Genomic DNA, 25,197 nt, shown 5'->3' on the forward strand with positions numbered 1-25,197 from the left:
TTTTTAAAGACCTAATTTAACACCTACTGTAATTCCTTTTGCATCTGGAAAAGCACCAGCATTATTTTCTGGACTGTATGATTTATAATCTGTTATTGTAAACAAGTTTGTACCAGTTAAATATATTTTTGCTGATGATAAATTAATTTTCGACAGCGCTTCTTTTGGCAAATTGTAACCTAAAGATAATGTTCTTAACCTTACATAAGAAGCATCTTTAATTGCTGCTGACGATAAAAATGCAGGAGCAGTTGTTCTTGGTCTTGGAAATTCGTTAGACGGATCTTCTGGAGTATAATAATCTACTTTTATACCATTTAAAACACCTTGTAAAGTTGCTCCATTATTATAATCAGATAAATAATTATTTAATCTTGTAGCTCCTTCAACTATATATAAATCTGCAAACATCTCTAAGCCTTTGTATTCGATATTCATATTTACAGAACCATACCAATCTGGTGTTTCTCTAGTAATAATTAAATCTTCTTGACCAATATTTCCATCTCCATCTATATCTTTTACTCTAATGTCTCCAACCTCCGCTGTTGGTTGCGCAGAATTAGCAATATCATCTCCTTCTTGCCAAATACCATCAAATTGGTAATTGCGAATATTATCTATTGGCTGCCCAATAAATATACCTTGAGAAACAAAATCTAAAGGTTTACCGTCTGCATCCAATGTACCGTCTAAAGATAATACTTCATTTCTGTTTGAAGACCAAATTGCGCCAACAGACCATTTTAAATTCTCATTTCTTATTAAATTTACATTTAAACCAACATCGAAACCTCTGTTTTCAACTTCACCAATATTAAAACGCGTAATTTCATAACCGGAAACTCCAGATAATATTCTATCTAAAAGAAGGTCTTTTGTGTTTGCTTTATAATACTCAACAGAACCCGTTAAAACATTACTAAATAACCCAAAATCTATACCTACGTTTAAAGCTGTTGTTGTTTCCCATTTTAAATTTGGATTTGGCAATCTATTTAATGTTCCATTACCACCAACTGCAAGCCCTCCAAAAACATAAGGTAAAAAGTTTGCGACACCTAAAGATTGTTTAGGATTAATACCCTCATTACCCGTATCTCCATAAGTTACACTTAGTTTTAAATTATTAATAATTTTAGAATCTTTTAAGAAATCTTCTTCATCTATTTTCCATGCAAAACCTGCTGCAGGAAAGAATCCCCATTTATTATTCTCTGCAAATACAGAAGAAGCATCTGCTCTTGCAGTTAATGTAAACAAATAACGATCAAAAAGGTTATATCTCGCTCTTCCTAAAAAAGAAACCAGCTTACGTTCACTTACCTCTCTTGTAGCATTAGAAATAATTGCTGCATTTCCATTGAATCCTAAAAAATCATTGTTAAAATTTTCTTTTGTAATTGACTTTTCTTCGGTTCTTCGCTCGTTAACCGCATTTACAAGCAATAAATCTAATTTATGATCGTCGTTAATTTCAGGCGTATATTCAAAAATATTTTCAATTAAAAAATCTCTATATATTTTAGTTGCTAAAACTCCACGTCCATTTACACCATCATCTCCAGAAGAATGTAAGCTAGATCTATAAATTCCTTGTTCTGCATTTCTATTTCTTAAAAATGTATTTAACTTATAAGAAAAATTTGGTTTAAATTGGTATTTTAAAACTAAGTTAATATCTGTTAATTTTGTTTTAATTTCATTTGCAGATTCTCTAATGTTCCAAAGAGGATTTATACTTCTTGAACCTTCTCCTAAAGGAAATTTATTTAAATTCCCTTCACTATCATAAGGTTTTGCTAGTGGAGAAATGCTTATAAAGTTTAATGAGTTACTTTCTAGGTCTTGTTTACTTGTTTGAAAATTAATATTCGTTTGAAAACTAAATTTTTCTGATAATTTTTGATCTACATTTAATCTTAATGTTCCTCTTTCAAAACCAGAAGTTGGAATAAGACCATCTTGCTTAAAATAATTAATACTTGAAAATACTTTTGTTTTTTCACTTCCTCCAGAAACACTAATGGCATGACTGTTAATTTTAGCATCTTTTAACACCAAATCTTCCCAATTTACAAAATTTTTATCTCGTAAACTTTCTAGTTCAAAAGAGTTAAAAATATCTTCATCTGGCCTATATACCTCTCCATTATCAGATCTTTCTGCCTCTCTTCTTAACTGTGCAAATTCTTCTGCAGAATACAAATCGAAATTCTTTGTTAAAGATTGTATCGTTGTATAACCATGATAATTTATTTTAAATTTTCCTTCTTTACCACGCTTGGTTGTAATTAAAATCACTCCATTTGCAGCTCTTGCTCCATAAATAGCTTGTGAAGAAGCATCTTTTAAAACCTCGATATTTGCAACATCTTCCGGTGCAACATCATTAATATCGTCATAAGGAATACCATCAACAATAATTAACGGACTATTACCACCATCTATAGAAACTTTTCCCCTAATAGTAATATTTGATTTTCCTCCTGGTCTTGCATCTCCCAAATTAACTTGTACACCTGGAGCCCTACCCCTTAACATTTCTGACACGTTCGTTGTTGGGATAACTGAAGCTTCCTCTACATTTACACTTGCTACAGAACCCACTAAATCGCTCTTTTTACGAGTACCATAACCAACTACAATAATCTCGTCTAAAGCATTTGCTTCAACCTCTAAAGAAATGGTAAGGTAGTTACTAATAACTGAAACTTCTTTCGCTTTGTAACCAATATAAGAGACTACTAAAAACTTGGCATTCTCTGATATTTTTAATGAAAATTTTCCATCGAAATTTGTTGATGTTCCATTACTTGTGCCTTTAACTACCACAGATGCTCCTGGCAAGGGTAATCCAGATTCATCTAATACTGTACCTTTTATTGTTTTTTGAGCATATGCTGAAAAGCTCATTACAAGTAACAATAAAAAAGACACAAATACTTGTTCTCTTTTTTTGATTCGTTTACACATTCTATTTAATTTTTGAATTGATTTATATTCCAATATTACGTAAAAGACCTATAACCAAGTTTATCGTAACATTAACTTACAAATCAAATTTATGTATATTAAATGTTGTGTCAATAAAAAACCACCTTTACAAAAAAGCTACATCTTAAAAAAAAGTTAAAAAAAGCCATAACACCTTTATATTATAAGGTTTTTAATAACTTATTTTTTTTACAGTAAAGTATGCTTTTTATAGAATGTAGAGGTAATGTAGAGTTTATTTATCTACTTTTTAGAGTTTAAATACTCAAAATATAGTCTGTTAAGTTTGTTTCGTGTGGCAAATTGAGCTTTTTTCTTAATCTATATCTTCTAATTTCTACACTTTTTACAGAAATATTTAATAATGGTGCTATTTCTTTGGAAGACAAATTTAATCTTAAATAAGCACAAAATTTTAGATTGTTATGTGTTAAGTCTGGATGCAATTTTTTTGCGCGTTTTAAGAAATCTTTATCGGCATTATTAAAAGCCTCTCTAAAAAAGTCCCAATCTTTTGTACTGTTTAAATTTTTTTCAATTAATTTAAAGACAGGGTTTGTTTCATCAATTTCATTAGTGTTTTTTAGTTCTTTTTTAATGCTTCGTAAAAATTCGTTTCGTTTTATAATACTCATTGTAGAAATTGCCAACTCTCTATTCTTTGCTTCAATTTCTTGGCTCAACTTCTCGTTTCTTAAACGTATTACTTCTTTATCTGCTTGAATTTTCTGAATTTCTAATTGTCTTAAATTCTCTTTTATTATTTTTTGGTGTTGTTTTTTATAATATTTTTTATACAATTTATGTACAAAGAAACCTAGCAAAAGAAATGCTAAAATATAAATAACAAAAGCAATTGTAGTTAAAAAAAATGGTGGATTTATTTTAAAACCTGAGTTCGATTAATAAATTGTCAACTGATTAGACTTTACAGTCTGATATTTTATAGCAGGTTTTTTTGGTAAAAAGCTATATGCAATAAGACCTGCGATTATGTTTGACAAGAAATTAGTAAAACTTCTATGTCTAGAATGTTCAATTTGACAAATATTTTTGAGTTCGTCATTTACGGTTTCAATAACAGAGCGTTTACGCAGTAAAATTTTATCACTCATTGTCATTAAAGAATTCTTCATATTGTTTTTAATATGAGTAATTAAATGCAATCCATCAGCAAAAAGTAACTGCATTAAATCTTTTCCAACATAACCTTTGTCCGCATATAACTTACCATAAATTTTATCTAAAAAAGACTTCTTTTTTAATGGCGTTCTATCATCAACATTAGCTTGGGTTATGCAGAAGTTTAGGATTTCACCTTTATCATTTATAACGATATGCAATTTAAAGCCATGGAACCATCCTATAGTGGATTTTCCAGTGGTTGCAATGCCTTTAAATACTTTATTATTCTTAATTCGTTTGGGGCTGCAAACTCTAACAGGTGTAGAATCTACAAAAGAAATACCCGTAGAATTACCTAAACAACATGTCTTTAAAAATAAAGTCATTGGCATGAGGTTTTGCTGCATGAGTTCTGTAAATCTATTGTATGAAACTGTAGCTGGGAAATCATCTTGCATATGCTTTTGCAAGTAATACACGTAAAAGTGTTTAAAGGTCCTAAAACCACTAAGCTGAAACAAAATGGTAATGGTAATTACCTCGCTATTTGACATAACACTGGGACGTTTTGATGGATTGCCTAAAAGGTGTTTACTGACTATTTGGTCATATTCTTTACAAAATTCATCAACAAGACAGAAAATTTCAGTAATTTTAGAGTAGATTATCATAGATAGATTTTTAGACTAATAAATTGAAATTCAATACTTTAATTTACTGAAAATCTATCTTTTTTACTAGAAAAAAATGCCTAAATTTTAATCGAACTCAGGTTTAAAAGTATAACTTAAAATATTTTCTGAAACCTGATTTCCAATGATCGATCTTATTTCTATTTTATAATTTTTAAATGAAAGGTTTTCAAATGAAAGCTCGGAGGTATTTCCTAAATCAACCCAGCTTTTCGAATTAAGCCTGTATTGATAATTTATAAATTCGTATTTATTATAAACTGGAGTACTAAATTTAAAAAATATCGATTTTTCATCATCTTTAAAATTACCTGATTTTTGAAAAGAAATATTTTTAATCTCTGATTTTGAATTTTTAATATTGATTTTGTTCCAATAAATAAAATGGGGTTGGTCTTCTTTTTTATCTAAATCTAACAACAAATAACCATTTGTTTTTCCAACTAGATATTCATTTTTAGCGATGTTCGAAATATTCTCGAAACTAACTGTTGTTTTTCTTAAATAATTTTGAATTGGAATAAACTTCACAGAAACCCTACCTTTTATGGGTGTTTTTTCTAAATAACTAATGGTGCTTTTATTAAAGGACCATAATCGATTTCTTTTATCGGTAATTAATTTTCCTGAAACAAATTCTTTTTCTGTAAAAAGCTGACTATAAGTGCTATCTTTTTTAAAATCTTGTTTGTTTTTATCTAACTTAAAAATTCCTTTTTGATAACTGTATAATAAATTATGATCATACAAAGCCAATCCCGAACCTTTTCCTTTTTCAACTTTAGAAAGTAATTTAACTTTATTAAATGTTTTAAAACTATCTATTGATGTTAATTTATAAACTCCTTTGTATTCGTGATTTACCCAAACTGTAGTGCCCAAAATTTCGAAAAAACGTGCAGAATTATTAAACCCTTTTATTTTATATAGTACACTCCAAGTATTGTTATTTTTCTCTAAAATACTTAATCCGGAATAATGCCCTTGCAATTTTTTTTTCGGATTGTTACCAATTTTTCGAAAATTCCAAGTTCCTGAAAATATAGAAATAGGTAATGCTTTGTCTTCTTTAATTTGATATGTTCCAGAAGTATGCCCACACAACAAATCTTCATCAGCAATAAATAAAGACCAAACTTGCCCATTTATTCCTACTACTTTTTTTAAGGTTGAATTTTTATTCGCTTGCTTGTAAAATAACCCTTGATTGGTTCCTATATAAATTTTGTCTTTATATTTTACAGAACAATAGGTGGTACCAAAATCGCCATTATCATCATTATATTCACGAATAAAAGATTGCATATTTAAGCAATTTATTCCGTTATCTAAAGCGGACCAAACATTGCCATCTGCATCTTCAAACAAAGATAAAACGGTGTTATTTACTAAGCCTATTGGTTGGTCTATTTTGTTAATTATTTTTCCGTTTTTAGAAAGATGAAGAATTCCGTTTGAAATTGTTCCTAACATAAAGCTTCGATCTTTTAAACGAATACCGCAAAAAATTTGATACTTTTTTACAACATCAGAAAATGATGTCTTCCATTTATTTACTTTCTTATTTTTTATTTGAAAAAAACCTTCATTTCTTGTCAACAAAAGAAAACCTGCTTCGTTTTTAAAAATAGAAAGCACTAACTTTACATTAAATTCTTTAGGAATTGTGGCAATTATTTTCTCTTTTCCGTTTACAAGCTCAACTAAATTTCCATCTTTTTTAAAAATATAAATAACATTATTAATGTTAAAAATTCTGTAGTAATTATTCGAATCGGACAAGAAATTTATTTCTTGAGTTTTTGTGTTGTAGAAATATAAGCGATGAAAAGATTGAAACAAAACCCAATGATCGAACTTTTTTATATTCCATATATTCTCATCTTCAATTAGTTTTTCTTTGATGTTTTCTGATAAAGAAGTGTATTCTAAGAATCCGTTTTTGTGGGTTTCCCAAAACCCAAACTCCATATAAGCACCACTATATATTTTATGATTCTCAGACAACAACGATCGAATAATGGTGTTATTTGGAGAAGGGTATAGCTTCCATCTTGCTCCATTATATTCCAGTAACCCCTCGTTATTCGCTACATAGATAAATTTATCTTTATTTTGTGTAATTGCCCAATTTTGGTTTTCTGAATGATAATCTTCTGGCAGAAATTTTAAAATTGGCGGAATTTCTTGACCGAATAATATTGAAGAAAAAGAGAGTATAAATAAAAAAAATAGTTTTTTCAACCAAAAAACATGTTTATTAAAAATTAGGAAGATAAAATTTTTCTTTTCTACCGCACAGAAATATAGAGCGCATAGTTCTATGTTTACTATGTTTCTAAGTGGTGAAGCTTTAAAACTCATATTTTAATGAAATTATTGCGACAAAATTAAAGATAAAAAACCTGCTAAAACGGCTCCAATAATGGGACCAACAACAGGAATCCAAGAATAACTCCAATCGCTGTTAGCTTTGTTTTTTATTGGCAAAATTGCATGTATAATTCTTGGGCCTAAATCTCTTGCTGGGTTAATAGCATACCCAGTTGTACCTCCTAAAGACAAACCAATTACCCAAACTAAAATTGCTACTGGCATTGCACCTAAAGAACCTAAACCAATTGGTATTGATCCATTATTAACATCATTTAAATTTGCATTTGTAAAATATAAAACCACAAAAACCAAAACAAAACAGCCTACAATTTCACTAATTAAATTACTAGAAAAATTTCTTATCGCTGGCGAAGTACAAAATACCGCTTTTTTTAAACTTCCATCTTCTGTTGCTTTAAAATGATCTCTATAAACCACCCAAACCATAAAAGCACCTAACATTGCTCCTATAAATTGGGCAATAATATAACTTAAAACTAAACTCCACTCAAATCTTCCTGCGAGCGCCAAACCAATACTTACTGCTGGGTTTAAATGTGCACCACTATAGGGCCCTGCAACAGAAACCCCTACAAAAACAGCAAAACCCCAAGCTGTTGTAATAACCATCCAACCTAAATCGTTCGATTTTGTTTTCTCCAAAACTACATTGGCAACTACGCCTCCACCTAATAGAATTAACAAAAACGTTCCTATTATTTCTGCTACAAATGCTGTCATATAATTACAATTTATTAGTTATTTGTCCAATATTCTAAAGCTGCTATTGCCTTGTACCAACCTTTAATATTCTTTTCTATTTTTTTTCTTTTTTTAGACGGCTTAAAAGTTTCGTGAATTTGCCAAATTTCTTGAATTTCTTCTTCGCTTTTCCAAAAACCAACTGCCAAACCTGCTAAAAAAGCAGCTCCCATTGCTGTAGTTTCTATTACTTTTGGTCTAACTGTTTTTGTATTTAAAACGTCCGATTGAAATTGCATTAAGGTATTATTAACGGTTGCACCTCCATCTACTCTTAATTCTTTAATAGTAATTTTGGCATCTGCTTCCATCGCCTTTAAAATATCCATAGATTGGTAGGCTATGGCATCTAAAGTTGCTCTTGCAATATGCGCATCTGTTGTACCTCTTGTTAAACCAAACATGGTGCCTTGTGCTTTTTGGTTCCAGTGTGGTGCACCTAAACCTGCAAAGGATGGTACAAAATAAACACCATCTGAATCTTCTACAGAATTTGCCAAAGATTCTACTTCTGATGAATTTCTAATAATTTTTAATCCATCTCTTAGCCATTGTACAGCAGCACCTGCAATAAAAACGCTTCCCTCAAAAGCATAAGTTGTTTTACCATTAATTTTCCAAGCCACTGTGGTTAATAAATTGTTTTTTGAAACAATGGGTTTATTACCAATATTCATTAACATAAAACAACCTGTTCCATAGGTGTTTTTTACCATTCCTTTTTGGGTACACATTTGCCCAAAAAGTGCGGCTTGTTGGTCTCCTGCAATTCCTGCAATAGGTATATTACAGTCGAAAAAAGTAGATTTTGTATGTCCGTAAATTTCGCTAGATTGTTTTACTTCTGGCAACATAGACTTCGGAATTGTAAGTAACTCTAACAACTCATCATCCCAATCCATTGTGTTTATATTGAATAGTAAAGTTCTACATGCATTTGTTACATCTGTAATATGTTTTTGTTTTTTTGAAAAATTCCACACCAGCCAAGAATCGATGGTTCCTAGCAGTAATTCTCCGTTTTCTGCTTTTTCTCTTGCCCCTTCTACATTATCTAAAATCCATTTTACTTTTGTACCAGAAAAGTAAGAATCTATTACTAAACCTGTTTTTTCTTTAATCATTTTAGATTTCCCATCAGCTTTTAACTCATCACAATAATTAGAGGTTCTTTTATCTTGCCAAACAATGGCATTGCATACTGGTTTTCCAGTATTTTTATTCCACACCACTACAGTTTCTCGCTGATTTGTAATGCCAATCGCAGCAATATCTTCCATATCTAAACCTTTACTAGCAATTGCCTCTGCAGCAACGCCTGCTTGTGTGGACCAAATTTCTACTGCATCGTGTTCCACCCATCCTGGTTTTGGAAAAATTTGGGTAAATTCTTTTTGAGCAATCGATTTTATATTTCCTTGTTTATCGAAAACAATAGCTCTCGAGCTTGTGGTTCCTTGGTCTAATGCTAAAATATATTTGCTCATAATTTATAGGTTTAAGTTCTTAAATAAAAAGTTTCTTTTATTTTAATTTTAAAGACTTCTCGATACAATTTTTTTTATTCTTCAAAAATGTACTCGAAGTAACAACATGTTTTTAATTATTTTATGTAAACAAATAACATCTCAAAAGATTTTGTTTTTGAATAAAACTATCTCAAGATTGCTTTAATGAATAATTACAAAATTTATCAATATTTTCCTTGATTTGCTTCATACCAATCATCATACATTTTTTTCAACTCTTGAACTTTTTCTGGATATTTAGAAGCTAAATTTTTACGTTCTCCAGCATCTTTATTTACATTGAACAACTTCAACTCTCTGTTATCTACAATTGGCGGAATATAATATTCTGTAGGCTCACTTTTCCAGTGATTTTCTTTGGCATTGGTTAATTTCCAATCTCCTTTTCTAACTGCCCAGTTTTTTCTCCATTTCCATACCAATAAACGTTCGTTATCTGGTTTCGAGAGTAAACTTCTTCCATCAATCGTGTTATCTGTTAATTTTACACCTGCAGCTTCTACTAAAGTAGGTAAAATATCGGTTGCAGAAACATAAGTGTTTTGTGTAGAATTTGCTTCTACTTTTCCACTCCAAACCAATGCCATTGGCACACGTATTCCACCTTCGAAAAGTGCATATTTCCCACCTGTTAAAGGCGCATTATTTGCCCCTGTTAATGGAGAGCCTCCATTATCTGAAATAAAAACAATAATGGTTTCTTTGTCTATTTTTTCTTCAGATAAAACATCTAAAACACGACCAATATTATCGTCTAAACAGTTTAAATTTGCCAAATAATATTTTCTTAACTGATCTGATTTTAAATCGCCAACTCTCGAATATTTGTCGTAATAAGCAGCATAGGTTCCTGCTTTTTTCTTTCCATAGGCAATTAAACTATCTGGGTGGTAATTCGGAATTTCTTTAACTCCATATTTATCTAAATACTTTTTTGGAACTTCGTGAATTAAATGATGAACTGCACTGTAAGAAAGCATTAAAAAAAAAGGTTTTTCAGCATCTCTTTCTTTTATATATTTAATGGCTTCATCAGAAAAAATATCCGTTAAATAACCTTTATCGTAACTTTTTTCGCCCATATTATGCATTAAAGGCCCAAGCAAAGCACTGGTTCCAAAAGGATCTGGAGTGATGTCTTTTATTTTTTGAGAATTTAGCCAATAATCGTGTGCGTGAGCGCTGAATCCTAAAAACTCATCAAAACCATGGTTTATTGGGTATTCTCTCACATCATTTCTATGGAATTTTCTCCCCATATCATTTTTACCAATTTTTGCAGTTGCATACCCTGCTTCTTTTAAATATTCTGCAACTGTTTTTACTTTATCTGGCAAACCTGGCCCCCAACTTGCTGGTTTGTCCCAACGAAATTGATTTTTACCTGTTAAAAAACCAACCCTAGAAGGACTACAAACTGGTGCTGTTACGTAAGCTTGGGTATAAACTTTGCCTTTATTTCCTAATCTGGTAATATTTGGTGTTGCAACATTTTCTTCATTTATTTTAAAAGGGGTAAAATCTGCATATCCTTGATCATCTACTACAATAAATAAAACATTAGGTTTTTTAATTTTCTCTACAACCTCTTTCTTACAAGAAATAAGTGTTACGATTAGCCATAAAATTAGATTTTTTTTCATTGGAAAATTTTAATAGATTCTCAAATCTATAAATAATAATACAAAAAACAAGAAACACTTTAAATATATCTATCCTTTTTTACATATTTATCAATAAAATTTATTTTTGTTTTCTGCCAATTTGTCATTAATTTTCAATTTTGGTTGTATATTTGCAATTCATTTTTTTTTGAATATGGAACCAATCGAAAAAGTTATCGACGAAAGAATACAAGGAAAAGCCCTTGTAACTGAAAATAAAAAAGAAAATACTAAGAAATTATTTATTGAAAGTTACGGCTGTCAAATGAATATGAATGATAGTGAAATAGTCGCTTCAATCTTAGACAAACAAGGGTACAATACCACCCAAATTTTAGAGGAAGCCGACTTGGTTTTGGTAAATACTTGTTCTATTCGCGAAAAAGCGGAAACTACAGTTCGTAGGCGTTTGCAAAAATACAATGCTGTAAAAAAAATAAATCCTAAAATGAAAGTTGGGGTTTTGGGTTGCATGGCAGAACGTTTGAAAGAAAAATTTTTAGAGGAAGAAAAAATTGTTGATTTGGTTGTTGGGCCAGATGCGTATAGAGATATTCCTAATTTATTAGAAGACGTTAGCGAAGGTAGAGATGCTGTTAACGTTATTTTATCGAAAGAAGAAACCTATGGAGATGTTTCGCCTGTTCGATTAAACACAAATGGTGTTTCTGCATTTGTTTCTATTACAAGAGGTTGCGACAATATGTGTACTTTTTGTGTAGTTCCTTTTACTCGTGGACGCGAAAGAAGTCGCGATCCTAAAAGTATTTTAGAGGAAATTCAATCTATGGTAAATCAAAATTATAAAGAAATTACACTACTTGGTCAAAATGTAGATAGCTTTCTTTGGTATGGTGGAGGTTTAAAAAAAGATTTTAAAAAAGCATCTGAAATAGCACAAGCAACAGCTGTAGGTTTTGCAGAATTGTTAGACATGTGTGCTACAAGATTCCCAAAAACACGTTTTCGTTTTTCGACTTCTAACCCTCAAGACATGAGTTTAGATGTAATTCATGTAATGGCAAAACATAAAAATATTTGTAAATACATTCATTTACCTGTACAAAGCGGAAGTAATGCCATGTTAAAAGCCATGAATAGGCAACACACACGTGAAGAATATATGGAGTTGGTTGACAATATCTTTAAAATTGTACCAGAAATGGCTTTGTCACAAGATATGATTGTTGGTTTTTGTGGTGAAACTGAGCAAGACCATCAAGATACTTTAGATTTAATGAGGTATGTAAAATACGATTTTGGTTTTATGTTTGCTTATTCTGAAAGACCTGGAACTCTCGCAGGAAAAAAGATGGAAGACAATGTGCCTCTTGCTGTAAAAAAACGCAGATTAAAAGAAGTAATCGATTTACAGCAAGAACATTCTTTATACAGAACACAACAACATTTAGGTAAAATAGAAGAAGTTTTAATTGAAGGAACTTCTAAGAAAAACCCCAATGAATGGAAAGGAAGAAACACACAAAATACAGTAATTGTTTTTCCAAAAGAACACTATAAATTGGGCGATTTTGTAAATGTTAAAGTTAAAGATTGTACGTCTGCTACGTTAAAAGGAGTTGCTGTTGGTTATTCTAAAAACAATTAAAAAGTGGTTTTTTTAAAAAATTTAAAAAATATAATCTTTAAAAAACCTGAAGAAAAAAACAAAGACTATTTAATAGAACTGTTTAAAAATATAGAAAATATACAAAAACAAAACAAATCTGTTTCTTTTACAATAGTAGGGGTAAAAAAAAATGGTTTTCTAATAAAAATAAAAGGCTTATTTGGCTATGTCTCATTTGCTCATATGCCTTGGAAATACAGTCACTTAAATAAATGGAGAACCGTATCCAAATCTTTAATTAACACCTCTTTTAAAGGAAAAATATATCAAATAAAAGAAAACTCTATACTTGTTGATGCGAAAAATCATGCTTTAGAAACCCCTATTCTTGTAAATGATATAGAATACCAAGGCATTGTTATAAAAAAACTAAAATTTGGAATTTTAGTAGATATTGGTTACGATTTTAATTGGCAATATGGCTCTGTAATTGGCTTAATTTATGCAAAAAAAACAGAAAAAATATCTTTTTTAAACAAGATTGAAGTAGGTAATATTATTACTACCACGTTTAGTGGCTATAGAGAATCTAATAAAATAGTATTAACACACAAAGAAATAGAAAAAGAAAGAGACGAGAAAGAAAAAGACTTTAATAGGTTTAAACAAAATACAGAAAATTATAGAAAACGAGTTCTGGTAAAGACGTATAATGAAAATAAGATTTTTTATCTAGAAAATAAACCCATACAAATATTAACACAAAACAAGTATTACAAACATTTATACAACAAAAATGTAGTACATAAAATAATTAACACCTTAAAAGACGGCGACTTTATAGAATGTTATATTGTAAGTATCGGAGAGAATTACAAAATTTCTGCAATACTAAATATTCACAAAGTCGATAGCAATCAACTAAAATTAAATAACCTAAAAAAAGAACTGCAAAACCTTATTGGAACCGAACAAAAAATTTTAGTTAGGTGCAATAATACCTCAGGGAAACCTAGATTTTATTTTAATAACAAAACAATTAAAATGCCCATAAAAAAGTCGATATATAACAGAACAGAAAGACTAGATGTAAGGCGCACTTTTAGTCAATTAGAAGACAAAGATGTTATTATTTGCGAAATTTTAGGATATTACGAAAACGGAACACCTTATGCAAAATTATTATTCGAAAATTAAAATGCATTTTTGTAAAATACAATTTTAAAACTATGGAAAACTTACAAGCAATAAAACAACGTTTTGGAATTATTGGAAACGATATTCAGTTAAACAGAGCCATAGAAAAAGCGGTGCGTGTTGCACCCACAGATATTTCTGTTTTGGTTACTGGAGAAAGTGGTGTTGGTAAAGAAAGTATTCCAAAAATAATACATTCTTTATCACATAGAAAACATGCAAAATATATTGCTGTAAACTGTGGCGCAATTCCAGAAGGAACCATAGATAGCGAACTTTTTGGTCACGAAAAAGGATCTTTTACAGGAGCAACACAAGACAGAAAAGGCTATTTTGAAGTTGCAGATGGTGGAACTATTTTTTTGGATGAAGTGGGAGAGTTACCATTAACCACTCAAGTAAGATTGCTAAGGGTTTTAGAAAACGGTGAATTTATAAAAGTAGGTTCTTCAACCACACAAAAAACAAATGTTAGAATTGTTGCTGCAACCAATGTTAACATGCAACAAGCAATCGAAAAAGAACGCTTTAGAGAAGATTTGTATTATCGATTAAGCACTGTAGAAATTCATCTACCAGCTTTAAGAGAACGCAATGAAGATATTCATTTATTGTTTCGAAAATTTGCTTCAGATTTTGCTCAAAAATACAGAATGCCTTCTATTCGATTAGACGAAAGTGCTGTAAAAGAACTGCTTGGCTATCGATTTCCAGGAAATATTCGTCAATTAAAAAATTTAGCAGAACAAATTTCTGTAATCGAAGAAGGTAGAAATATTACAGGCGAAAAATTAAAACAATACTTACCCGATAATTCTGGCCATTTACCCGCAATTATTGGCGGTAAAAAAGAAAGCGATTTTTCTTCTGAAAGAGATATAATGTACAAAATACTCTTTGACATGCGTAACGACATCAACGATTTAAAGAAATTAACTTTAGATTTGATGAAAAAAAATGGTAATATTGAAGAAATCGAAGAAGAAAACCATCATTTATTAGAAAAAATTTACAGCGATAAAGAATTAAAAGAACACAATATCGAAGTTTTAAATATTCCACAAACATCACCCTCTAAAAAAGGGTATGATTTTATTGAGACCATAGAAGAAGACGAGAGTTTATCTTTGCAAGACAAAGAAATAGAAATGATTAAAAAATCTTTAGAAAAAAACAACAATAAACGTAAATTAGCCGCTAAAGAATTAGGCATCTCAGAAAGAACACTTTACAGAAAAATTAAACAATACGATTTATAAATTTAAAGTCAATTGAACTTTAAACTTTGAATATTAAATCTAGAATACATCAACATGAAAAAACTCCTTTATATATCAACTTTTATAGTTAGCTCGCTACTATTTATTTCTTGCGGAATTTATAGTTTTACAGGAGGTGACGTAGGTAATGCAAAAACTATACAGGTAGATTATTTTCAGAACCAAGCACAGTTAATAGAACCCGAATTAAGTCAGCAATTTACACAAGAATTACAAGACTTATTTACGCGTCAAACAAATTTAACTTTAACTTCTTCTAATGGAGATTTGTATTTTAGTGGAGAAATTACAAGTTATAGAATAACACCAATGAGTGCTACTTCTAATCAAACAGCAGCACAAAATAGGCTAACAATTTCTGTAAATGTACGCTATGTAAACAAATTAGATGAGAAGAAAAATTTCGAACAACAGTTTTCTTTTTATTCCGATTACCCTGCAACATCTCAATTAACTGGAGGAGTAAAAGAGACCGCTTTTAAAGAAATTTTAGAAAGAATTACACAAGATATTTTTAATGCTTCTGTTGGAAAATGGTAGTTTTTAAAGTATAGAGTAAAACAAAATTTAAACTTGAAAAAAGAAGTATTTTTAGACCTATTAGAGAATAAAGTAAAAATTCGGCAATTAGAAACTGTCGAATTAAAATCTGTTGTCGAAAAATATCCGTTTTTTCAAGCAGCAAGGGCCTTATATTTAAAAGGATTAAAAAACCAAGATAGCTTTAAATACAACAACGAGTTAAAAATTACTGCAGGCTACACAACAGACAGAACAGTATTGTTTAATTACATTACCGCTTCTAATTTTAGTTCGCAGCAAGAAAATATTCATCAACAAATTTCAAAAAAAATTTCTAAAGAAACTCTCGAAGAAAATGCTGTCTTAAAAGATAAAGAAAACATTTCTACAACCAAAGAAAAAACGGTTTCAGAAATTAAAGTTGTAGAAGAAACTTTAAAAATTGGCAAACCGATTGCTTTTTCTGCAGATGAAAATCATTCATTCAACCAATGGTTACAACTTTCAACAAAAAAACCAATTGTTCGAAAAGAAAAAAACGCAGTAAAAAAACTTCTTAAAAAGAAGAATTAATAGAGAAATTTATACAAAACAATCCTAAAATAGAAGCGCTTCCAAAAGATAAAAAAATCGTTGTTCCTATTACTAAAAACGAGCAAGATGCTGCTCTTATGACAGAGACTTTGGCAAAAGTTTATTTAGAACAAAAGAAGTTTAACAATGCCATACAAGCTTATAGAATTTTAAGTTTGAAATATCCAGAAAAAAGTGGTTTCTTTGCAGACCAAATTAAAAGAATACAAATTTTACAAAAAAATAAATTATGAGTTATACAGCTTTTTTAATTCTAATTTTAATTATTGCAGTCGCTTTAATTTTAATTGTTATGGTACAAAACCCTAAAGGTGGAGGATTGTCTTCTTCTTTTGGTGGAGGTGGAGCACAATCTTTAGGAGGTGTGCAAAACACTAATAAATTTTTAGACAACACAACTTGGACTTTAGCCATTGCAATGTTCGCTTTAATTTTATTAGCAAATGTAGCCATACCACGAGGTGGTGAAGAAAACTTTAAATTAGACAATACTTTAGATGGTATAGAAAGCACAACTCCAGCCCCAACAAACCCAACAACAAATAAAAATGATAGCTTGTAATAACTGTCGATAAATAATTTAAAATGCCAATGTGAATGACACGTTGGCATTTTTTTTATGCTATAATTTACTAAAAAATCTATACAGCGAAAAATTGGCAGTTTTCTTGTAATGGCATAATTTCTGCCATTGCTATAACCATAAAAAATTATTTAATTAATCAAAAAAAAAATAAAAAATGGGATTAAACATTAAACCTTTAGCAGACAGAGTTCTTGTAGAACCTGCTCCAGCAGAAACAAAAACAGCGTCTGGATTAATTATACCAGATAATGCAAAAGAAAAACCACAACAAGGAACTGTTGTAGCCATTGGTAATGGCAAAATAGACGAGCCTTTAACTGTAAAAGTTGGCGACACTGTTTTGTATAGCAAATATGGGGGTACAGACTTAAAATTAGAAGGAAAGGATTATTTAATGATGCGCGAATCTGATATTTTAGCTATTATTTAGTAATTCTTCAGTAGAGAGTTACAATAGACAACTGTTATTCCTGCACAGGCAGAACTCTCTATATAAATAAAATCGAAAAAAGTTTAACAAAATTCCTGCTTATGCAGGAAAAACAATAAAAAGAATAAAAATGGCAAAAGATATAAAATTTGATATTGAAGCAAGAGACGGATTAAAACGTGGCGTAGATGCTTTAGCAAATGCAGTAAAAGTAACTTTAGGACCAAAAGGTAGAAACGTAATTATTTCTAAATCTTTTGGTGCACCAACTGTAACTAAAGATGGTGTTTCTGTAGCAAAAGAAGTAGAATTAGAAAACGAGCTCGAAAATATGGGAGCTCAAATGGTAAAAGAAGTAGCTTCTAAAACCAACGATTTAGCGGGTGATGGAACAACAACTGCAACCGTTTTGGCACAAGCAATCGTAAAAGAAGGCCTAAAAAATGTGGCTGCAGGTGCAAATCCAATGGATTTAAAACGTGGAATCGACAAAGCAGTTACTGCAATTATTGAAAATTTAGAAAAGCAAACCCAAAAAGTGGGTAATTCTTCAGAAAAAATAAAACAAGTTGCTGCAATTTCTGCAAATAACGACGATACCATTGGAGAATTAATCGCAACTGCTTTTACCAAAGTTGGTAAAGAAGGTGTTATTACTGTAGAAGAAGCAAAAGGTATGGAAACATATGTAGATGTTGTAGAAGGAATGCAGTTCGACAGAGGTTACTTATCGCCATATTTTGTAACGGATGCAGATAAAATGATTGCAGATTTAGAGAATCCATATATTTTATTATTCGATAAAAAGATTTCTAACTTAAACGAAATTCTTCCAATTTTAGAGCCTGTAGCACAATCTGGAAGACCTCTTTTAATTATTGCTGAAGATGTAGATGGACAAGCATTGGCCACTTTAGTAGTGAACAAATTACGTGGCGGTTTAAAAATTGCTGCTGTAAAAGCTCCTGGTTTTGGAGATAGAAGAAAGGCCATGTTAGAAGACATCGCTATTTTAACTGGTGGAACTGTAATTTCCGAAGAAAGAGGTTTCTCTCTAGAAAATGCAACTTTAGATTTATTAGGAACTGCAGAAACAGTAACTATCGATAAAGATAATACAACTATTGTAAATGGTTCTGGAGACGCAAAAGCGATTAAAGCAAGAGTAAACCAAATTAAAACACAAATTGAATCTACAACTTCAGATTACGACAAAGAAAAATTACAAGAACGTTTGGCTAAATTAGCTGGTGGAGTTGCTGTTTTATATGTTGGTGCTGCTTCTGAAGTAGAAATGAAAGAGAAAAAAGACAGAGTAGATGATGCTTTACACGCGACAAGAGCCGCTGTAGAAGAAGGTATTGTTGCTGGTGGTGGGGTTGCTTTAGTACGCGCTAAAAAAGTTCTAGAGAAATTAACTACAGAAAATTTAGACGAAACTACAGGGGTACAAATTATTAACAAAGCAATTGAAGCTCCTTTAAGAATTATTGTTGAAAATGCTGGTGGTGAAGGTTCTGTGGTTTTAAATAAAGTTTTAGAAGGTAAAAAAGACTTTGGTTACAACGCAAAATCAGACGAGTATGTAGATATGCTAAAAGCAGGAATTATAGATCCTAAAAAAGTAACACGTGTTGCTTTAGAAAATGCTGCTTCTGTTGCTGGAATGATTTTAACAACCGAATGTGCATTAATAGACATTAAAGAAGATGCGCCTGCTGGTGGAATGCCTCCAATGGGTGGTGGAATGCCAGGAATGATGTAAGCAACGAATCGTTGCAGATAAATTATTTTACTCTTTTGTTTAATAATTTATTTTCTTTCACTTTTGTCATTTCGACTTTATGGAGAAATCTCAAATATAAAAAAATCCGTTAGAAATTTATTTCTAACGGATTTTTTATATAATACCATTAATTAACCCCGAGAACAAATGGCATCCCAAGTTGTCCAAAACTGTGCATTTACGCCTCCAAGCAATGGCTTTTCATTGGCTACAATTCCTACAAAAGAAGCACAATTAGAATTGCATCCAATAACGTTTTCGCTTCCTGCTTGTGCAGGAATATTTACTCTTGTTGGAGGATTTGTAGAATGATTTAGGGCTGTTAATTCAATAGTAAAATTACCTGAAAGATTTGGAGTTTTAATTTGCTTTGTAGGGTTTTCGGAAGTAATAGAGTCGCTCCAATTCCCTTGAGAAAATTTTACTTGCCATCCTTTTACAACATCTACAGTATTGTTTTGTGGCGACAAATACACCCAAAATTGTGCTCCTCCACCAAGTTTCATCTCGCTTTCTATGTTTGCTAATCCTGCCATAATTAATTGTTTTTTAATGTCTCTTACTCTTTGATAGGTTTTTCAGAAATCACCTTTATTATTAAAAGATAAATCTCTAAAAAAATCTCACAAAAATTTAGAGTGATATTACCAATTTATAGAAACAAGTATTTATACTCAAACAAAAAGAAGCTGTCTCGAAAGCATTAAAACTTGTCATTTCGACGGTAATGGAGAAATCTTATTTGTTGAATTTTAATATTTTAGATTTTTCGATAACTTCGTTAGCTACTTTCAATCAAAATATATTTTGATTTTAGTAATGCTTAAAATAACAGTTAAATTTACTTTTGTGACAGCCTCGTTATTTAGTCTTTTAAAAAAGATAAGTACGCTACATTTTCTGCAACCAAGTTTTTACATCTACTGCTTGCTTTATAATCTCTTTTAAATCGGCAATTGCCACACGTTTTTGCTCCATGGTATCTCTATGACGAATCGTTACAGAATTATCTTCTAAAGTATCGTGATCTACAGTAATACAAAAAGGTGTACCTGCTGCATCTTGTCTTCTATAACGTTTGCCTACTGCATCTTTTTCATCATAAAACACATTAAAATCCCATTTTAAATCGTCTATAATTTTACGCGCAACTTCTGGCAAACCATCTTTTTTAACCAGCGGAAAAATGGCTGCTTTTACTGGTGCTAACACTGCTGGTAGCTTTAAAACAGTTCTTGTAGTTCCGTTTTCTAAAGCTTCTTCTTGTAGAGAATTCGAAAAAACGGCTAAAAACATTCTGTCTAAACCAATAGAAGTTTCTACAACATAAGGTACGTAGCTTTTGTTTTCTTCGTGATCGAAATATTGCAATTTCTTTCCCGAATATTTTTCGTGTGCTTTTAGATCGAAGTCTGTTCTGGAGTGAATTCCTTCTAGTTCTTTAAATCCGAAAGGAAACTTAAACTCAATATCTGCAGCAGCATCTGCGTAATGTGCTAATTTATCATGGTCGTGAAAACGGTAATTCTCTGCCCCCATTCCTAATGATAAATGCCACTTTAAACGTGTTTCTTTCCATTGGTTATACCATTCTTTTTGGGTACCTGGTTTTACAAAAAATTGCATTTCCATTTGTTCGAACTCACGCATTCTAAAAATAAATTGTCTTGCAACAATCTCATTTCTAAAGGCTTTACCTGTTTGTGCAATTCCGAAAGGAATTTTCATTCTTCCTGTTTTTTGTACATTTAAGAAATTCACAAAAATACCTTGTGCAGTTTCAGGTCGCAAATATACTTGGGTCGCGTTTTCTGCGGAAGCGCCAATTTGGGTGCCAAACATTAGGTTAAATTGCTTTACTTCTGTCCAATTTTTTGAACCAGAAACAGGGCAACCAATACCTAAATCGATAATTAATTGTCTAAAACCAACCAAATCGCTTTCTTCTTGAACTTTGGTTAACTTTTCAGTTATCTCATCCATTTGTTTTTGACGACGCAAAACATTCGGATTTGTACTTCTGAATTCATCTTCATTAAAAGCATCTCCAAAACGTTTTTTTGCTTTATCTACATCTTTTTGAATTTTCTCAGAAATTTTCTCTCTAAAATCTTCTACTAAAACATCGGCTCTATAACGTTTTTTAGAATCTTTATTATCTATTAAAGGGTCGTTAAAAGCATCTACATGGCCAGAGGCTTTCCATGTGGTTGGATGCATTAAAATTGCTGCATCTATACCCACAATATTCTCGTGCATTTGCACCATTGCTTTCCACCAATAATCTCTTATGTTTTTCTTTAACTCGGCTCCATTTTGGGCATAGTCGTAAACGGCACTTAATCCGTCGTAAATTTCGCTCGACTGAAATACATAACCATATTCCTTCGCATGCGATAATACCTTTTTAAATTGATCTTCTTGTTTTGCCATAATGCCGACAAAGATACACGTTTACAGAAATTTTCAACAAAAAAATAAGGAGTTTTTAACATCAAAATCGCATCGGTTTTTTATCATTTCTAAAATCTTTACACGAAATAATTTTTTTATAGTATCTTTAAATTGAATCATTTATTTAAAAATGAAAATATTAACGGATTTTTTTCAACTTTTTTACCCTAGACTGTGTGCGAACTGCGATGCTCTATTAATTAAAAACGAACCTATTTTATGTACGTTTTGCAGACACGATTTACCGCTTACAAACTTCGATAGTTATAAAGAAAATAAAGTTGCAAAGATATTTTATGGAAGAATTGCTATAGAAAAAGCCTATTCATTATTATTTTATAGAAAAGACGGTATTTCCAAAAAACTAATTCATGCATTAAAATACAAAGGAAATGAGAATATTGGTATTTTCTTTGGAAATTGGTTGGGCGAAATGTTAAAAGAAAACAAAAAATTTAGTGACATAGACTGTATTATTCCTGTACCTCTTCATCCTAAAAAAAAGCGTCTAAGAGGTTACAATCAAGTTAGCAAATTTGGAGAAACCATTGGCAAACACCTTCAAATTCCATTTAACGAACATCTTTTAAAGAGAATTTCATCATCAAAAACACAAACCTTAAAATCTCGTTTTGAGAGGTTTACAAATAACGACACTAAATTTCTTTTAACAGATTATACTTCGTTAAAAAACAAACACATTTTAGTTGTAGATGATGTTGTTACCACTGGAGCGACTTTAGAAGCGTGTGCAAAAGAACTTCAAAAAACAGAAAATATTAAAATTAGCTTTTTAACAATTGGTTATACCGAGTTAAATTTATAATTTTTAAGTAAAAAATAAATTGTTAATTTGTATAAAATTTACTGTTTGTGAAATTCTCTAAAAATCTTATTTTACTAATTGTTTTTGCAGTTTTAATTAGTAGCTGTGCAAAAACAGGAAGGCCAGATGGTGGTCCAAAAGACGAAGATGCCCCTTTGTTTGTAACTGCAAACCCACCTTATGAATCTATTAATTTTAAAGGAAAAGAAATAAAATTATATTTTAATGAGTTTGTAAAATTAAAAGACTTAAATAAACAATTGGTGGTTTCTCCTCCTTTAAAAAACCCACTGATAATAAGTCCACAAGGTACAGCTAGTAAATTTTTAAAAATCGAAATTTTAGATACATTAACAACCAATACTACCTATATATTTAACTTTGGAAATGCTGTTGAAGACAATAATGAAAGTAATGTTTTAGAGGGTTTTAAATACGTGTTTTCTACAGGAACCTATATCGATTCTCTTAAAATATTTGGAGAAGTACAAGATGCTTTTTTAAGAGAAAAACCCAAAAGAACAAATATTGTTTTGTATAAAATAGACAGCACTTATACAGATTCTCTTATTTATAAGAAAAAACCAAATTATGTAACATCTGCATTAGATACTACCAAATTTAATTTTAGCAATCTTAAAGAAGGCAAATATCGATTAATTGCATTACAAGAAAACTCTAGCGATTATCTTTTTAATCCGAAATTAGATAAAATAGGGTTTTATAACGATACGATTTCTTTGCCTAGAGACAGCATTCTTTCGAAACCTATTATTCTTTTTAAAGAAATTCAGCCTTATCAATTTAGGCGAGGAAAAGAAATTACCAAAGGCAAAATTCAGTTTGGTTACAATGGAAAAATAAAAGATTTAAAAGTAAATTTATTATCGAAAGTTCCAGATTCTTTTAAAAGTGTTTCTCGTTTCGAAAAAGATAAAGATACCCTTAACTATTGGTTTACGCCCATTGATGTAGATTCGTTAAACTTTACAGTTACCAACGACATTTTTATCGATACAGTAACGGTTAGATTAAGAAAAAAAAAGATAGATTCTTTATCTGTAAGCTTTCCTTCAAATAAGTTGTTGCATTTTAGAGATACTTTGTTTCTTAAAAGCAATAATCCTATCACAGCGATAGATACCAGTAAAATTTCTTTAATAGATGCAGACACTTTAAGGATTCCTTTTAATATTTTTAACTCAAAAAAAGAAAATAAATTAGGCTTTATTTTTGAAAAAAAACAAAAAAGTGCTTACAATTTAAAATTGTTACCAAACGCTATAACCGATATTTACGAAACAACAATAGATACTTTAAGGTTTAGTTTTAAAACACAAGAAATAGAAGACTATGGAAAAATAACCCTAAACGTAGAAAATTCTAAAAACGAAAACTTAATCATTGATTTAATCTCTATCAAAGAAAAAAATAAAATTATAGAAAGACGTTACATAAGTAGCTCCGAAAGCTTAGTTTTCGACTTATTAGAACCCAAATCTTATGCTTTTAGAGCAATTATAGACCGTAATAAAAACAATTTCTGGGACACAGGTAACTACCTAGAAATGAAGCAACCAGAAAAAATTATTTATTTTAAAACCCAAATAGATTTACGAGCAAACAACTATGTTTTCGAAACGTTTTTTGTAAATTAATTTTAATATCGTAAAATTACTTATTTTTTTATATATTTGCCACTTTACTTAAGACCCCTAAATCTTGAAAAACCCCTTAACAATTCTATTTGTAATTGTTTTTTTTCTAGAAATAAAGGCTCAACATTACACACACGATATTGGTGGTTTTGTGGGCTCTACTAGTTTACAAACCGATTATGGAGAGAGAAACCATTTTGGCAGCGAATTAAACAACCAAGGTATGTCGTTCTCAGTGGCACATTACCTTAGTTTCTACAACAGAACCTTACGTTGGGATCCTAACAACGTTTTACACAATCACTTGATGGTAAAAACCAGCTTGCAGTATTTGAGTAAAACAAAATTAAAACATCATGGAATTTATGCTTCTAAGCAAAGTTTTGCTGGAGAACAATTAAGAGCCATGAAAGGAACAGTAAGAATGTTAAATGTTGGTGTGCATTTAGAATACTTTTTACACCCATTAGAAGAGTTTGTATATCCATATTCCGATATTGCTTTCAATCCTTTTTTTACCTTCGGATTTCAATACTCTTTCTTTAACAATACACTCACTTCCGATTTAGGAGACTGGCAAAACGATATTTCTGTACTTCCAGAAAAATATCGAAATAATGGACATGTAGATGTTGGCGCGAATGAATCTTTCGTTTTTTCTATAGGACTTGGAACTCGATATAAATTGACAGAAAAATTAGATTTGGCTGCACAGTTTAACTATCAATATTTCTTTTCTGATAAAGTAGATGGGTTGCAAGCCGAAGTTTTTGAAAACAAAAATAACGAGTGGGCATTTAACCTTCAAGTTGGTTTGATATATCACTTGAACTTTAGTTTGCCATTATTTTATTAATATTTGCTTTTTTTTCAATAAAAAAAGCACCTTTAAGAGAAGAAGAAATCACAAGATTTTAAGCAGAGTTGAACTATTAATATTTATTTTCTAATAAAGTAGGTAGATTGCAAGCCGAAGTTTTTGAAAATAAAAACAATATTATTTCTTGAAATTACTGAGATAAAACGCCGTTTTCTTCTTTCTATTTCATTATTAAGAAGAAACCGTAACAAAAAAAAAGCTATGCTTTATTTCTCTAATTTATATAAAGAAAAAAAAATCATCATTTTTTTCTTTTACAGTAATTTTAA

The 25,197-nt window shown here is 30.5% G+C and carries 21 protein-coding genes; 12 read left to right on the forward strand and 9 right to left on the reverse strand.

Annotated elements, in window-relative coordinates; all coding sequences use genetic code 11:
• Nucleotides 1-3: 3 nt before the first annotated feature.
• The 7 genes from JL193_RS05110 to JL193_RS05140 all read right to left on the reverse strand — a co-directional run bounded on the left by JL193_RS05110 (nucleotide 4) and on the right by JL193_RS05140 (nucleotide 11,124).
• Nucleotides 4-2,976 carry a SusC/RagA family TonB-linked outer membrane protein gene (locus JL193_RS05110; protein ID WP_207972781.1) on the reverse strand — a complete coding sequence of 991 codons (2,973 nt, stop codon included), beginning with the start codon at nucleotides 2,974-2,976 and terminating at the stop codon, nucleotides 4-6.
• A 278-nt stretch (nucleotides 2,977-3,254) separates the two neighbouring features.
• Complete coding sequence (locus JL193_RS05115) at nucleotides 3,255-3,797, reverse strand: helix-turn-helix transcriptional regulator (RefSeq protein ID WP_243456845.1); 543 nt, start codon at nucleotides 3,795-3,797, stop codon at nucleotides 3,255-3,257.
• Nucleotides 3,798-3,899: 102 nt separating this feature from the next.
• A complete protein-coding gene (locus tag JL193_RS05120; protein WP_207970412.1) occupies nucleotides 3,900-4,793 on the reverse strand; it encodes an IS982 family transposase in 894 nt (297 codons plus the stop codon).
• A gap of 87 nt (nucleotides 4,794-4,880) precedes the next feature.
• Nucleotides 4,881-7,058: a two-component regulator propeller domain-containing protein gene (locus tag JL193_RS05125; RefSeq protein WP_207972782.1), complete on the reverse strand. Its 2,178-nt coding sequence runs from the start codon at nucleotides 7,056-7,058 to the stop codon at nucleotides 4,881-4,883.
• A gap of 132 nt (nucleotides 7,059-7,190) precedes the next feature.
• Nucleotides 7,191-7,931, reverse strand: a complete 741-nt coding sequence (locus JL193_RS05130) for an MIP/aquaporin family protein (RefSeq protein WP_207972783.1) — start codon at nucleotides 7,929-7,931, stop codon at nucleotides 7,191-7,193.
• 14 nt (nucleotides 7,932-7,945) lie between these two features.
• Nucleotides 7,946-9,439 (reverse strand): glycerol kinase GlpK, encoded by a 1,494-nt coding sequence (glpK, locus tag JL193_RS05135; RefSeq protein ID WP_207972784.1) that lies wholly within the window; start codon nucleotides 9,437-9,439, stop codon nucleotides 7,946-7,948.
• 206 nt (nucleotides 9,440-9,645) lie between these two features.
• Complete coding sequence (locus JL193_RS05140; protein ID WP_207972785.1) at nucleotides 9,646-11,124, reverse strand: sulfatase family protein; 1,479 nt, start codon at nucleotides 11,122-11,124, stop codon at nucleotides 9,646-9,648.
• Nucleotides 11,125-11,299: 175 nt separating this feature from the next.
• Here JL193_RS05140 and miaB point away from each other — a divergent pair, with 175 nt between their 5' ends.
• The 9 genes from miaB (at nucleotide 11,300) to groL (ending at nucleotide 19,089) form a co-directional block, all read left to right on the forward strand.
• Nucleotides 11,300-12,754: a tRNA (N6-isopentenyl adenosine(37)-C2)-methylthiotransferase MiaB gene (miaB, locus tag JL193_RS05145; RefSeq protein ID WP_207972786.1), complete on the forward strand. Its 1,455-nt coding sequence runs from the start codon at nucleotides 11,300-11,302 to the stop codon at nucleotides 12,752-12,754.
• Nucleotides 12,755-12,757: 3 nt separating this feature from the next.
• A complete protein-coding gene (locus JL193_RS05150) occupies nucleotides 12,758-13,912 on the forward strand; it encodes a hypothetical protein (protein WP_207972787.1) in 1,155 nt (384 codons plus the stop codon).
• Between the two features lie 32 nt (nucleotides 13,913-13,944).
• A complete protein-coding gene (locus JL193_RS05155) occupies nucleotides 13,945-15,171 on the forward strand; it encodes a sigma-54 interaction domain-containing protein (protein WP_207972788.1) in 1,227 nt (408 codons plus the stop codon).
• A gap of 54 nt (nucleotides 15,172-15,225) precedes the next feature.
• Nucleotides 15,226-15,732, forward strand: a complete 507-nt coding sequence (locus tag JL193_RS05160) for an LptE family protein (RefSeq protein ID WP_207972789.1) — start codon at nucleotides 15,226-15,228, stop codon at nucleotides 15,730-15,732.
• A gap of 33 nt (nucleotides 15,733-15,765) precedes the next feature.
• A complete protein-coding gene (locus tag JL193_RS05165) occupies nucleotides 15,766-16,287 on the forward strand; it encodes a DUF8458 domain-containing protein (protein ID WP_367890030.1) in 522 nt (173 codons plus the stop codon).
• Between the two features lie 98 nt (nucleotides 16,288-16,385).
• Nucleotides 16,386-16,541 (forward strand): hypothetical protein, encoded by a 156-nt coding sequence (locus tag JL193_RS17465; RefSeq protein WP_367890031.1) that lies wholly within the window; start codon nucleotides 16,386-16,388, stop codon nucleotides 16,539-16,541.
• A complete protein-coding gene (gene secG, locus JL193_RS05170; RefSeq protein ID WP_207972790.1) occupies nucleotides 16,538-16,870 on the forward strand; it encodes a preprotein translocase subunit SecG in 333 nt (110 codons plus the stop codon). Before JL193_RS17465 ends, secG begins: the two co-directional genes overlap by 4 nt.
• A 178-nt stretch (nucleotides 16,871-17,048) precedes the next feature.
• Complete coding sequence (locus JL193_RS05175; RefSeq protein WP_077811052.1) at nucleotides 17,049-17,324, forward strand: co-chaperone GroES; 276 nt, start codon at nucleotides 17,049-17,051, stop codon at nucleotides 17,322-17,324.
• 130 nt (nucleotides 17,325-17,454) lie between these two features.
• On the forward strand, nucleotides 17,455-19,089 hold the full coding sequence (groL, locus tag JL193_RS05180) for a chaperonin GroEL (protein WP_207972791.1): 1,635 nt from the start codon (nucleotides 17,455-17,457) through the stop codon (nucleotides 19,087-19,089).
• A 152-nt stretch (nucleotides 19,090-19,241) separates the two neighbouring features.
• Here the strand turns inward: groL and JL193_RS05185 are convergent, their stop codons facing one another.
• Nucleotides 19,242-19,646 (reverse strand): hypothetical protein, encoded by a 405-nt coding sequence (locus JL193_RS05185; protein WP_207972792.1) that lies wholly within the window; start codon nucleotides 19,644-19,646, stop codon nucleotides 19,242-19,244.
• A 355-nt stretch (nucleotides 19,647-20,001) separates the two neighbouring features.
• Nucleotides 20,002-21,543, reverse strand: coding sequence for a glycine--tRNA ligase (locus JL193_RS05190; RefSeq protein WP_207972793.1), 1,542 nt, complete (start codon nucleotides 21,541-21,543; stop codon nucleotides 20,002-20,004).
• Nucleotides 21,544-21,694: 151 nt separating this feature from the next.
• Here JL193_RS05190 and JL193_RS05195 point away from each other — a divergent pair, with 151 nt between their 5' ends.
• The 3 genes from JL193_RS05195 (at nucleotide 21,695) to JL193_RS05205 (ending at nucleotide 24,904) form a co-directional block, all read left to right on the forward strand.
• A complete protein-coding gene (locus tag JL193_RS05195; protein ID WP_207972794.1) occupies nucleotides 21,695-22,390 on the forward strand; it encodes a ComF family protein in 696 nt (231 codons plus the stop codon).
• A 47-nt stretch (nucleotides 22,391-22,437) separates the two neighbouring features.
• The gene (locus tag JL193_RS05200; RefSeq protein ID WP_207972795.1) at nucleotides 22,438-24,048 is read left to right on the forward strand and encodes an Ig-like domain-containing domain; all 1,611 of its coding nucleotides are present in this window, start codon (nucleotides 22,438-22,440) and stop codon (nucleotides 24,046-24,048) included.
• 64 nt (nucleotides 24,049-24,112) lie between these two features.
• On the forward strand, nucleotides 24,113-24,904 hold the full coding sequence (locus JL193_RS05205; RefSeq protein ID WP_207972796.1) for a THC0290_0291 family protein: 792 nt from the start codon (nucleotides 24,113-24,115) through the stop codon (nucleotides 24,902-24,904).
• Nucleotides 24,905-25,197: the final 293 nt, after the last annotated feature.

The organism is Polaribacter batillariae (assembly GCF_017498485.1).
In the GTDB taxonomy this organism is placed as follows: domain Bacteria; phylum Bacteroidota; class Bacteroidia; order Flavobacteriales; family Flavobacteriaceae; genus Polaribacter; species Polaribacter batillariae.